Genomic DNA, 13,031 nt, shown 5'->3' on the forward strand with positions numbered 1-13,031 from the left:
GAAGAAAGCACGAAAACGTTTGAGAGAATCAGATCAAGCAAGGAAGGGCGCAGGGAGGATGCCTGGCCACACTGTACTGAAGAAGGACGTGCCAAACAGCGAAATGCGACGGTGAGCCGTAAGGAGGCAAAGACCCGTCGGTGTCCGAATGGGGGAACCCGGCAGCCGGAAGGCTGTCATCCCGAAAGGGAGAGGTACCCGGGGAACTGAAACATCTAAGTACCCGGAGGAAAAGAAAACAACAGTGATTCCCCGAGTAGCGGCGAGCGAAAGGGGAGAAAGCCCAAACCGGAGAGATCCGGGGTAGTAGGACCGTCAAAAGAGTGGGAAAGACACAGCAGAATGTACAGGGAAGTACAGCCAGAGAGAGTGAAAGCCTCGTAAGCGAAGTGTTGGAAGCATGAGACGGGATCCTGAGTACGGCGGGACACGAGAAATCTTGTCGGAAGCAGGCGGGACCATCCGCCAAGGCAAAATATACAGTGTGAGCGATAGAGAACGAGTACCGTGAGGGAAAGGTGAAAAGAACCGCGGGAGCGGAGTGAAAGAGAACCTGAAACCGTGTGCCTAAAAGAAGTCAGAGCCCGTCAAAGGGTGATGGCGTGCCTTTTGTAGAATGAACCGGCGAGTTGTTCCATGGTGCGAGGTTAAGTCGGAAAGGACGGAGCCGAAGCGAAAGCGAGTCTTAAGAGGGCGGGAAGAGTAGTATGGAGCAGACCCGAAACCGGGTGATCTAGCCATGGGCAGGTTGAAGCAGAAGTGAAATTCTGTGGAGGACCGAACCGACTACCGTTGAAAAGTTAGCGGATGACCTGTGGCTAGGGGAGAAATTCCAATCGAACCCGGAGATAGCTGGTTCTCCCCGAAATAGCTTTAGGGCTAGCGTCGGAGGATGACAGACGGAGGTAGAGCACTGAACGCATGATGGCCCCATCCCGGGGTACTGAATGCGATCAAACTGCGAATGCCGACTGGGAGGAATCCGGCAGTGAGACTGTGGGTGATAAGGTCCATGGTCGAGAGGGAAAGAGCCCAGACCGCCAGCAAAGGTCCCAAAATACTGGCTAAGTGGAAAAGGATGTGGGGACGCACGGACAGCTAGGAGGTTGGCTCAGAAGCAGCCATCCTTGAAAGAGTGCGTAACAGCTCACTAGTCGAGTGGCCCTGCGCCGAAAATGTACCGGGGCTTAAGCCAGGTACCGAAGCTGCGGATGTATATGGAAGTATATGTGGTAGGGGAGCGTTGCATGCAGGAAGAAGTATGACGGAGACGGCATATGGACAGCATGGAAGAGAGAATGCCGGTGTGAGTAGCGAGATGCAGGTGAGAATCCTGCACACCGAAAGCCCAAGGATTCCAGGGGAAGGTTCGTCCGCCCTGGGTAAGTCGGGACCTAACGTGAGGCCGAAAGGCGCAGCGGATGGAAAGCAGGCGGAGATTCCTGCACCCGTATATGGAGCGAAGGAGTGACGGAGAAGGCAGATGCGACCCTCTTACTGGATTGAGGGCCAAGCGAAGCAGGTGGTATCCAGGCAAATCCGGATACGGAAACCAGAGCGTGACGGGTAAGCGAAAGCGGAAAGCGAGTAGCGAAGCGCATCGAGTCAGCTTCCAGGAAAAGCTTCTAGTGGAAATGCATATACGGCCCGTACCAAAACCGACACAGGTGGGCGCGCAGAGGATGCGAAGGTGAGCGAGAGAACTGTTGCCAAGGAACTCGGCAAAATGGCCCCGTACGTTCGCAAGAAGGGGCGCTCGAAAGAGCCGCAGTGAAAAGGCCCAAGCGACTGTTTAACTAAAACACAGCTCCCTGCGAAGCCGCAAGGCGAAGTATAGGGGGTGACACCTGCCCGGTGCTGGAAGGTTAAGGCAAGCTGTCAACCGCGAGGTGAAGCAGTGACCCGAAGCCCCAGTGAACGGCGGCCGTAACTATAACGGTCCTAAGGTAGCGAAATTCCTTGTCAGGTAAGTTCTGACCCGCACGAAAGGTGTAACGATTTGGGCGCTGTCTCGGCAGCAGACTCGGTGAAATCTTAGTACCTGTGAAAATGCAGGTTACCCGCAACTAGACGGAAAGACCCCATGGAGCTTTACTGCAGCCTGGTATTGGGTCCTGGACAGCCATGTACAGGATAGGTGGGAGACTTGGAAGCGAGTACGCAAGTATTGGTGGAGTCGCCGGTGGGATACCACTCCTGGATGTATGGGGCCCTAACCCGTGTGCCGAGAGGGACAGGGGAGAGTGCCAGGCGGGCAGTTTGACTGGGGCGGTCGCCTCCCAAAGAGTAACGGAGGCGCCCAAAGGTACGCTCAGGTTGGATGGGAACCAACTGAAGAGTGCAAATGCAGAAGCGTGCCTGACTGCGACAGAGACAACTGGAGCAGGGACGAAAGTCGGGATTAGTGATCCGGCGGTGCCGAATGGAAGGGCCGTCGCTCAACGGATAAAAGCTACCCTGGGGATAACAGGCTGATCTCGCCCAAGAGTTCACATCGACGGCGAGGTTTGGCACCTCGATGTCGGCTCATCGCATCCTGGAGCTGGATTCGGTTCCAAGGGTTGGGCTGTCCGCCCATTAAAGCGGTACGCGAGCTGGGTTCAGAACGTCGTGAGACAGTTCGGTCCCTATCTGTTGTGGGCGTCGGAGATCTGAGGGAAGCTGTCCTCAGTACGAGAGGACCGGGATGGACCTGCCGCTGGTGCACCAGTTATCATGCCAATGGTAGAGCTGGGTAGCCAAGCAGGGAACGGATAAGAGCTGAAAGCATCTAAGCACGAAGCCGGACCCAAGACGAGATCTCCCATTCTAAAAGAGAAGTAAGACCCCTTGAAGACTACGAGGTGGATAGACCAGGGATGGAAGTGCAGAGATGCATGGAGTTGACTGGCACTAATCGGTCGAGGACTTGATCTAAAGAAGAAGCCCGCAGCTTTGCGGAAAGACAGGAAACGAAAGACATATCGTGTATGGTTTTCAGAGAGTGACCAAAAGACAGGATTCCACAGAAAGTGTTAAGATACAGCCGGTTTCTCAGGGAGCCGGTTTTTTTGTATTCGGAATGATAATTACAGATACCTGCAAAGTCCGGACTGACTTCCGGCAAAAAGCCCTGACTTCCGGAAAATCTCCGGGCAGCCAGGGGCTTTCTTCAGTAGGTATACCGGGCTGCGGTTTGCTGCCCTTTACATTGGCTGATAATCTTTATGAACCCTGATAATTGGGGTTGAAGACATCTGTCAGCGTGAATCTGTTCGTATCTGTATCGAAATCGAAAAGCAGTACGGCACAGTTATACAGCCTGTCAGGGATCAGATCCTTGTCCTCAGGATGCCAGAATCGCTGAAAATTCCGGATGGCTCCTCCATGAGAAACAACAAGAGCATTCTGCACTGATTCCTGCATCATGATTCCCGTCAGAGTTGCGTTCATCCGGGAAATCAGATTCTCACGGCTTTCTCATCCATTGGCCTTGAAAAAAGAATCGTACTGAACCAAAGGCGGATTCAGATACTCAGGCTCACCATCCAGAATTCCAAAATTCCATTCCTTGAGACCTTTCTTCCGCTCATACGGCAAGTTGGTGACCAGCTCCAATGTGTCGCAGGCTCTTTCGGAAGTGGAAGAAAAAGCGTGGTCGATCGTAAAATCGAGTCCATTGATATAAGCGGCCGAAAACTTTGCCTGCTCAATGCCCAGAGGTGTGAGTGGCGAATCCACCCATCCCTGGATCCGTTTCCGCTGGTTGAAAACCGTCTGGCCATGACGCATCAAAACCAGTTTCTTTTTCATGTGTCTTTCCTTTCTACCTGTAACGCAGGGTGGTGCTTTTTTAACCTTATCATATAAAACTCCTGCAGTGCCAGATGCCCTGACACCTGTTGCGGAAGACTGTATTGGGTCATATACCGGTCCCTCCTTTTTTCCGGTCAGCATTCCTTTATACTTGTTTTATGAATACAGATAAAAAAGCGCGACAGCGACAGGCAGCAATCCGCGATCTTCTGCAGAAACAGGAAGTCGTTACAATTCGCGAGTTCTGTGAAACACTCCATGCCAGTGTGGCCACGATTCGAAAGGATCTCACCCTGCTGGAGGAACGGGGCTGCCTGCGAAGAGTCAGAGGGGGTGCTGTCTCCACAGAAGGCACACCCCGGAACACAGTGTATGTCAGCCGGCTGCATCTCAATGAACAGGAGAAAACACAAATCGCAGATCAGGCTGTCAGACTCATTCAACCACATATGAAACTGATTCTGGATGCAGGCACGACCTGTGCCCGTCTTGCGCAGCGGATACTGGAAGAAGAGATTCCCTGCACTGTCTGGACACCGAACCTCACTGCAATTCAGATTCTCAGCCGGAGTCCGAAAATCACGCTGATGTCCGCCGGAGGGATCCTCGACCGTGATCATAATCGGTTTCAGGGTCCGGTCCCCGGGGAGTTTTATGCAGATCTGTATTTTCTTTCTCCGGATGGTTTCTGCTGTGGACAGGCAACAGGAACCGACCAGGAGGAATCACTGCGAAAACGCTCCTTTGCCAGCCAGAGTGACAAAGTGATATGTCTTGTGGAACCATCCAAGGAAGGGAGGGTGGCACCTTTTGAGATTTTCTGCCCTGCCGTGACGATTACAGAGAAAGGAATATCATCAAAATAAGCGAAATCGCTAATAATAGTTGCTTTTTCTGATCCAGCAGGAGTACGCTGTTGTCAGAGAAAGAGGAAACACTATGAGACTAACCATCTGCAAAAACTATGATGACGTCAGCAGAATCATGGCTGAACGTGTATTGACACTGCTGGAAAAGAAACCGGATCTGGTTTTCTGTCTTCCCGCCGGGAACTCCCCCGTTGGCATGTATAAGGAACTCGTCAAGGCGTATAAAGAAGGCAAGGCGGATTTTTCCTCCCTGCAGACATTCGACATGGATGAATACGTCGGGCTGGGTCCTGAGGATCCTCAAAGCTTCATTCACTTTATGCATCACCATTTTCTGGATCATGTAAACATCAACCTGGACAACGTTCGCTATCCGGATGCTATGGCGGTGGATCTGGACACTGAACTGAGGCAGTATGCGAAGGAAATCGCCCACAAAGGACTGGATATCGCCATTACGGGAATCGGTGATGACGGTCACATTGCCTTCAACGAACCAGGTGCGGTACAGTATCCGGAAACACACAAAGTGAAACTGGATGAGGCCACACGCCTTCAGAATGCACCGGCTTTTGGAAATGATCCTGAAGCAGTCCCTGAATATGCAATCACGACAGGGATGGCAGAGCATATGAAAACGAAAAACTACTTCGTTGTCTGCTCTGGATCCCGCAAGGCACCGCTGCTGCAGAGATTTTTCAGCCGCGAAGAACTGGATCCGCAGTTCCCCGTTTCCTGGCTTCGCATGCATCCCAATGTGGAATTTATCGTGGATGAAGAGGCAGCTGCACTGATTCCTGATGACATCAGGAAGAAAGCCCTGGCAGGGGAAGAGCTCTGATATCTGCCAATTGGTGTGACTCCTGGAGACAGAACCGGCGGGATACGTAGTCTGAATTCTGACCATGAAGTCCGGAGTGCGGCCATAAGGACAGGAAAAAAGGACAGTCTTTCAGGACTACTGCGTGATCAGCAGTCCCGGGACTGTCCTTTTTGTCTCTCACTTTGCTGTCGTGCGCCGGTGTTTTCCAGCTGCCTCATGTCCCGCTGCTTCCGGTTTTTCCATAGTATCGCTGCAGGAAGCTTTCCTTGAATTCCTCAAAGGTTCCATCCAGAATCGCCACCCGTGCCTGTTCCATCAGCCGAAGGATAAACCGCAGGTTATGAACCGAAGCCAGATGGAAGTACTGATACAGCTTTTCCTTGTCTTGTCTGGATTTCCAAAGTTCACGCAGCTGTCCCCGTGTCCAGCCCGCCCGGCAGGTTGCACAGTCGCATTCATCGTCAATCAGTCTGTCTGAGTCTTTCCAGGGACCGAGATTGACCGGTCCATCCAGGGAATAGACCCGGCCGTGACGGGCTTCTCTTGTGGGAGCAACGCAGTCAAAGGTGTCAGCACCCATGGAAATACCCACCAGGATGTCATCAGGATGGGACAGTCCAAGAAGATGGCGTGGTTTGTCTTCCGGAAGTTCTTCGCTGCACCAGCGGAGTATTTCTCCCAGATCATCTTTCAGAAAAGCACCACCAAGGCCATAGCCGTCAAAGTCCATGGCGCCAAGTTTTCTGGCTGTGGCCCGCCGGAGGTCTTCCCATCGTCCCCCCTGAAGCACTCCATAGAGTGACTGGCGGTATCCGAGATCATCACGGTGCTGCCGGTGCACTTCCAGACTTGTCTGAGCCCAGCGCTCAGTTCTCGCCAGTGCCTCTTTGTTATAGTCATAATCATCTGCCAGGGAAGTGAGTTCATCAAACGCCATATGAATGTCAGCACCGATCCGGCACTGGATTTCCATGGATTCCCGCGGGCCGATGAAGTCCTCCCGCTCAATGACCGGATCCCAGAAGCGGATGCCGTCTTCTGTTACATGCGCAAGGCGTTCACGGTGAGGTGTGTTTGTGAGGTTTTCCTGATTTTCCATAGCCACGACTTTTCCCATCCCCGATCCCAGGGACATGACCTGGAATCCGCCGGAGTCCGTCAGTGTCGGCCCGCTCCATCCGGACCACTGCGCCAGCCCCCCCTGTGCTGCAATGTCTTCCGAAGCATTTCGAAGGTGGTATCCATTGGACAGCATAGCCTGGGCACCGATCTCATGAAGATCCTCCATGGACACAAACGGAACTTCTCCTCTCGTCCCAACGCACATGAATGCCGGTGTGTGAATGTCACCATGAGGTGTATGAATGATGCCTGCACGTCCCAGTCCATTCAGCCGCTTTTCGATTTCAAAGGAAAAACTGTTGTCTGATGTTTCCAAAACCGGTTCTGATTCTTTGATTTCCGGTAACTCTGACACTTCAGGTGTTGTCATAGGGACCTGCTCAGTTTCTTTTCAATGGCAGCTTCCAGGGGAGACAGAAGAAGTTCCAGCCCCATTCCCAGGATGTAGGCGAAGACTGCCTGCATAAGGAATTCCCTGAAGGGAAGAACCCCGAGAAATGCCACGGTTTCAAAGACACCTGAATCCACGATATGGGCCAGTGCAGAAGAGCCCAGGGCCCTGGCGATGAAGCTGCGGGAAAATGCCGAATCGGAGTTTTTCATTCGGATGAACAGCCAGTTGTTGAGGAGATTGGAACTCAGGTACCCGGCAAGAGACCCGAAAATAATTCGGGGAGAAAAACCGAGGACTGCTGCATAGGCTTCCTGCATATTCCAGCCAGGATAAGCAGGAAGGGCTATGACGGCGTAGAAGACAAACACAGCAATGAGGTTGATGAGAAATCCGGCATAGATCACGGTTCGTGAGAGTGATTTGCCAAAGAGTTCCACCGTAAGATCCGAGAGGATATAGGTAAGAGGAAACAGAACGATTCCCCCATCTACTGCAATCCCCCCCAGGTTCCACAGTTTGATGGCGGAAAGATTCGATATAAGAAGGGCACCGGCTGAAAGTGCCGAGAAGTATATCAGCAGCCTGATTCTTTTTTCCGACATACCTTCATTATAACGTTGGAAAGACAATTGTTGAACCAGGTGACGAAACGGGAGGCAGAAGAAAGACAAGTGGCGTGCCGATGATGGCCGGGAGGGGCAGAAAAGGAGAGGCAATCGGGATTCGCGAGAGGGGCATTTGCACTAATTGGCGATAACTGGAAATAAAATGCAAAAAAGTGCAGAAAAGGGGTTGCACTTCTGTGAGGGTGTGGTATTATAAGTGAGCCGCAAGCGATTTGGATAAATCAAAAAGCTGCAACACAGAAAAGAATAAAAAGTTCAAATAATGTGTTGACAGACTCTTGCGGATGAGTTAAGATATAAGAGTGCTGAGGGGCACAGGCGGGCTTGACAGCCAGACCGCTCATTCAGTATCTTTGAAAAGCTTGTGACTTCATCAGAAGCCGCAGGCGATGGAAGCATCTGTCATGGGTGCTGACGCTCTTTGAAAACTGGACAGGAAAAACGAAGTAAATACAAGACGATACAACGTCGATTCTTTGAACCTGAAAAACAATCATGAACACAAGACGCAAAGCGTCTGAGTACAGATCAAATGGAGAGTTTGATCCTGGCTCAGGATGAACGCTGGCGGCATGCCTAATACATGCAAGTCGAACGAGAGACCTTCGGGTCTCTAGTGGCGAACGGGTGAGTAACACGTAGGGAACCTGCCCGCGCACCGGGAATACGCTCTGGAAACGGAGAACAAATCCCGATGTACAGGAAGGAGGCATCTTCTTTCTGTGAAACATCCTTTCGGGGATGGGGCGCGGATGGACCTGCGGTGCATTAGTTTGTTGGCGGGGTAAAGGCCCACCAAGACGATGATGCATAGCCGGCCTGAGAGGGCGGACGGCCACATTGGGACTGAGACACGGCCCAGACTCCTGCGGGAGGCAGCAGTAGGGAATTTTCGTCAATGGGCGCAAGCCTGAACGAGCGATGCCGCGTGAGTGAAGAAGGCCTTCGGGTCGTAAAGCTCTGTTGCGGGGGAAAAAAGGCAGCATCAGGAAATGGGTGCTGACTGATGGTGCCCCGCCAGAAAGTCACGGCTAACTACGTGCCAGCAGCCGCGGTAATACGTAGGTGGCGAGCGTTATCCGGAATGATTGGGCGTAAAGGGTGCGCAGGCGGTCCTGCAAGTCTGGAGTGAAACGCATGAGCTCAACTCATGCATGGCTTTGGAAACTGGAGGACTGGAGAGCAGGAGAGGGCGGTGGAACTCCATGTGTAGCGGTAAAATGCGTAGATATATGGAAGAACACCAGTGGCGAAGGCGGCCGCCTGGCCTGTTGCTGACGCTGAGGCACGAAAGCGTGGGGAGCAAATAGGATTAGATACCCTAGTAGTCCACGCCGTAAACGATGAGGACCAAGTGTTGGGGGTGAAACCTCAGTGCTGAAGTTAACGCAGTGAGTCCTCCGCCTGGGGAGTATGCACGCAAGTGTGAAACTCAAAGGAATTGACGGGGGCCCGCACAAGCGGTGGAGTATGTGGTTTAATTCGAAGCAACGCGAAGAACCTTACCAGGCCTTGACATGGGATGCGAAGATGCAGAGATGCATCGGAGGTCAACATCCACACAGGTGGTGCATGGTTGTCGTCAGCTCGTGTCGTGAGATGTTGGGTCAAGTCCCGCAACGAGCGCAACCCTTGTGGCATGTTGCTAACAGGAAAAGCTGAGGACTCATGCCAGACTGCCGGTGACAAACCGGAGGAAGGCGGGGATGACGTCAAATCATCATGCCCCTTATGGCCTGGGCTACACACGTACTACAATGGCGGCTACAAAGAGCAGCGAGACAGGGATGTCGAGCGAATCTCATAAAAGCCGTCCCAGTTCGGATTGGAGGCTGCAACCCGCCTCCATGAAGTTGGAATCGCTAGTAATCGCGGATCAGCATGCCGCGGTGAATACGTTCCCGGGCCTTGTACACACCGCCCGTCAAACCATGGGAGTCGGTAATGCCCGAAGCCGGTGGCATGACCTCATAAGAGGAGTGAGCCGTCGAAGGCAGGATCGATGACTGGGGTTAAGTCGTAACAAGGTATCCCTACGGGAACGTGGGGATGGATCACCTCCTTTCTAAGGAGAAAGTACAGGGGAAAAGGAAAAGAACAGAGTGGTTCCTGTCCGGTTTTGGAAGAGTGTCTTCCAGGTCGATCTTTGAAAACCGTACAACGATATGAAAGACAACAGAAGGTCTGAAGTAAAGTTGTGGAGAAAACAGAAGAAACTGAGAGAAAGAAAAGAACAGTGAAGAAACAGTTCTGAGAAAATATCTCGAAGAAAGCACGAAAACGTTTGAGAGAATCAGATCAAGCAAGGAAGGGCGCAGGGAGGATGCCTGGCCACACTGTACTGAAGAAGGACGTGCCAAACAGCGAAATGCGACGGTGAGCCGTAAGGAGGCAAAGACCCGTCGGTGTCCGAATGGGGGAACCCGGCAGCCGGAAGGCTGTCATCCCGAAAGGGAGAGGTACCCGGGGAACTGAAACATCTAAGTACCCGGAGGAAAAGAAAACAACAGTGATTCCCCGAGTAGCGGCGAGCGAAAGGGGAGAAAGCCCAAACCGGAGAGATCCGGGGTAGTAGGACCGTCAAAAGAGTGGGAAAGACACAGCAGAATGTACAGGGAAGTACAGCCAGAGAGAGTGAAAGCCTCGTAAGCGAAGTGTTGGAAGCATGAGACGGGATCCTGAGTACGGCGGGACACGAGAAATCTTGTCGGAAGCAGGCGGGACCATCCGCCAAGGCAAAATATACAGTGTGAGCGATAGAGAACGAGTACCGTGAGGGAAAGGTGAAAAGAACCGCGGGAGCGGAGTGAAAGAGAACCTGAAACCGTGTGCCTAAAAGAAGTCAGAGCCCGTCAAAGGGTGATGGCGTGCCTTTTGTAGAATGAACCGGCGAGTTGTTCCATGGTGCGAGGTTAAGTCGGAAAGGACGGAGCCGAAGCGAAAGCGAGTCTTAAGAGGGCGGGAAGAGTAGTATGGAGCAGACCCGAAACCGGGTGATCTAGCCATGGGCAGGTTGAAGCAGAAGTGAAATTCTGTGGAGGACCGAACCGACTACCGTTGAAAAGTTAGCGGATGACCTGTGGCTAGGGGAGAAATTCCAATCGAACCCGGAGATAGCTGGTTCTCCCCGAAATAGCTTTAGGGCTAGCGTCGGAGGATGACAGACGGAGGTAGAGCACTGAACGCATGATGGCCCCATCCCGGGGTACTGAATGCGATCAAACTGCGAATGCCGACTGGGAGGAATCCGGCAGTGAGACTGTGGGTGATAAGGTCCATGGTCGAGAGGGAAAGAGCCCAGACCGCCAGCAAAGGTCCCAAAATACTGGCTAAGTGGAAAAGGATGTGGGGACGCACGGACAGCTAGGAGGTTGGCTCAGAAGCAGCCATCCTTGAAAGAGTGCGTAACAGCTCACTAGTCGAGTGGCCCTGCGCCGAAAATGTACCGGGGCTTAAGCCAGGTACCGAAGCTGCGGATGTATATGGAAGTATATGTGGTAGGGGAGCGTTGCATGCAGGAAGAAGTATGACGGAGACGGCATATGGACAGCATGGAAGAGAGAATGCCGGTGTGAGTAGCGAGATGCAGGTGAGAATCCTGCACACCGAAAGCCCAAGGATTCCAGGGGAAGGTTCGTCCGCCCTGGGTAAGTCGGGACCTAACGTGAGGCCGAAAGGCGCAGCGGATGGAAAGCAGGCGGAGATTCCTGCACCCGTATATGGAGCGAAGGAGTGACGGAGAAGGCAGATGCGACCCTCTTACTGGATTGAGGGCCAAGCGAAGCAGGTGGTATCCAGGCAAATCCGGATACGGAAACCAGAGCGTGACGGGTAAGCGAAAGCGGAAAGCGAGTAGCGAAGCGCATCGAGTCAGCTTCCAGGAAAAGCTTCTAGTGGAAATGCATATACGGCCCGTACCAAAACCGACACAGGTGGGCGCGCAGAGGATGCGAAGGTGAGCGAGAGAACTGTTGCCAAGGAACTCGGCAAAATGGCCCCGTACGTTCGCAAGAAGGGGCGCTCGAAAGAGCCGCAGTGAAAAGGCCCAAGCGACTGTTTAACTAAAACACAGCTCCCTGCGAAGCCGCAAGGCGAAGTATAGGGGGTGACACCTGCCCGGTGCTGGAAGGTTAAGGCAAGCTGTCAACCGCGAGGTGAAGCAGTGACCCGAAGCCCCAGTGAACGGCGGCCGTAACTATAACGGTCCTAAGGTAGCGAAATTCCTTGTCAGGTAAGTTCTGACCCGCACGAAAGGTGTAACGATTTGGGCGCTGTCTCGGCAGCAGACTCGGTGAAATCTTAGTACCTGTGAAAATGCAGGTTACCCGCAACTAGACGGAAAGACCCCATGGAGCTTTACTGCAGCCTGGTATTGGGTCCTGGACAGCCATGTACAGGATAGGTGGGAGACTTGGAAGCGAGTACGCAAGTATTGGTGGAGTCGCCGGTGGGATACCACTCCTGGATGTATGGGGCCCTAACCCGTGTGCCGAGAGGGACAGGGGAGAGTGCCAGGCGGGCAGTTTGACTGGGGCGGTCGCCTCCCAAAGAGTAACGGAGGCGCCCAAAGGTACGCTCAGGTTGGATGGGAACCAACTGAAGAGTGCAAATGCAGAAGCGTGCCTGACTGCGACAGAGACAACTGGAGCAGGGACGAAAGTCGGGATTAGTGATCCGGCGGTGCCGAATGGAAGGGCCGTCGCTCAACGGATAAAAGCTACCCTGGGGATAACAGGCTGATCTCGCCCAAGAGTTCACATCGACGGCGAGGTTTGGCACCTCGATGTCGGCTCATCGCATCCTGGAGCTGGATTCGGTTCCAAGGGTTGGGCTGTCCGCCCATTAAAGCGGTACGCGAGCTGGGTTCAGAACGTCGTGAGACAGTTCGGTCCCTATCTGTTGTGGGCGTCGGAGATCTGAGGGAAGCTGTCCTCAGTACGAGAGGACCGGGATGGACCTGCCGCTGGTGCACCAGTTATCATGCCAATGGTACAGCTGGGTAGCCAAGCAGGGAACGGATAAGAGCTGAAAGCATCTAAGCACGAAGCCGGACCCAAGACGAGATCTCCCATTCTAAAAGAGAAGTAAGACCCCTTGAAGACTACGAGGTGGATAGACCAGGGATGGAAGTGCAGAGATGCATGGAGTTGACTGGCACTAATCGGTCGAGGACTTGATCTAAAGAAGAAGCCCGCAGCTTTGCGGAAAGACAGGAAACGAAAGACATATCGTGTATGGTTTTCAGAGAGTGACCAAAAGACAGGATTCCACAGAAAGTGTTAAGATACAGCCTTTGACGTGAGCAGTCACCAGAGGCTGTTTTTCATTATCCAGAGCTTTCCTTCTGCGCCAAACTCCAAATGTGATAGAATGGAATTGCACAAAAATTGCGATAATATCAT

The 13,031-nt window shown here is 52.9% G+C and carries 4 protein-coding genes, 3 rRNA genes and 1 pseudogene; 5 read left to right on the top strand and 3 right to left on the bottom strand.

Annotation, left to right across the window (positions count from 1 at the left end):
- Positions 1-31: 31 nt before the first annotated feature.
- A 23S ribosomal RNA gene (locus tag aalo17_RS00245) occupies positions 32-2,916 on the top strand.
- Positions 2,917-3,204: 288 nt separating this feature from the next.
- Here aalo17_RS00245 and aalo17_RS00250 read toward each other — a convergent pair.
- Positions 3,205-3,936 (bottom strand): annotated as a pseudogene (locus tag aalo17_RS00250) (histidine phosphatase family protein).
- A gap of 17 nt (positions 3,937-3,953) precedes the next feature.
- Between aalo17_RS00250 and aalo17_RS00255 the strand changes: the two are divergent.
- Together aalo17_RS00255 and aalo17_RS00260 are read left to right on the top strand one after the other, a co-directional pair.
- Positions 3,954-4,661 (top strand): DeoR/GlpR family DNA-binding transcription regulator, encoded by a 708-nt coding sequence (locus aalo17_RS00255; RefSeq protein ID WP_067554011.1) that lies wholly within the window; start codon positions 3,954-3,956, stop codon positions 4,659-4,661.
- 73 nt (positions 4,662-4,734) lie between these two features.
- Complete coding sequence (locus aalo17_RS00260) at positions 4,735-5,505, top strand: glucosamine-6-phosphate deaminase (RefSeq protein ID WP_067554014.1); 771 nt, start codon at positions 4,735-4,737, stop codon at positions 5,503-5,505.
- Positions 5,506-5,701: 196 nt separating this feature from the next.
- Here aalo17_RS00260 and tgt read toward each other — a convergent pair whose 3' ends face one another.
- A complete protein-coding gene (gene tgt / locus aalo17_RS00265; protein ID WP_082743143.1) occupies positions 5,702-6,979 on the bottom strand; it encodes a tRNA guanosine(34) transglycosylase Tgt in 1,278 nt (425 codons plus the stop codon).
- The gene (locus tag aalo17_RS00270; RefSeq protein ID WP_067554017.1) at positions 6,976-7,605 is read right to left on the bottom strand and encodes a queuosine precursor transporter; all 630 of its coding nucleotides are present in this window, start codon (positions 7,603-7,605) and stop codon (positions 6,976-6,978) included. The genes tgt and aalo17_RS00270 overlap by 4 nt, the downstream gene beginning before the upstream one ends.
- Positions 7,606-8,158: 553 nt before the next feature.
- On the opposite strand from aalo17_RS00270, the gene aalo17_RS00275 reads away from it, so the two are divergent.
- A 16S ribosomal RNA gene (locus tag aalo17_RS00275) occupies positions 8,159-9,694 on the top strand.
- Positions 9,695-9,925: 231 nt separating this feature from the next.
- A 23S ribosomal RNA gene (locus aalo17_RS00280) occupies positions 9,926-12,810 on the top strand.
- Together the 16S and 23S rRNA genes form the textbook arrangement of a ribosomal RNA operon.
- The last annotated feature ends 221 nt before the right edge of the window (positions 12,811-13,031 follow it).

The organism is Faecalibaculum rodentium (genome assembly GCF_001564455.1).
In the GTDB taxonomy this organism is placed as follows: Bacteria; Bacillota_I; Bacilli_A; order Erysipelotrichales; family Erysipelotrichaceae; genus Faecalibaculum; species Faecalibaculum rodentium.

Coding starts and splice junctions, on each gene's coding strand:
- aalo17_RS00255 (WP_067554011.1), top strand. CDS start 3,954: ATGAATACAGATAAAAAAGCGCGACAGCGACAGGCAGCAATCCGCGAT.
- aalo17_RS00260 (WP_067554014.1), top strand. CDS start 4,735: ATGAGACTAACCATCTGCAAAAACTATGATGACGTCAGCAGAATCATG.
- aalo17_RS00270 (WP_067554017.1), bottom strand. CDS start 7,605: ATGTCGGAAAAAAGAATCAGGCTGCTGATATACTTCTCGGCACTTTCA.
- tgt (WP_082743143.1), bottom strand. CDS start 6,979: ATGACAACACCTGAAGTGTCAGAGTTACCGGAAATCAAAGAATCAGAA.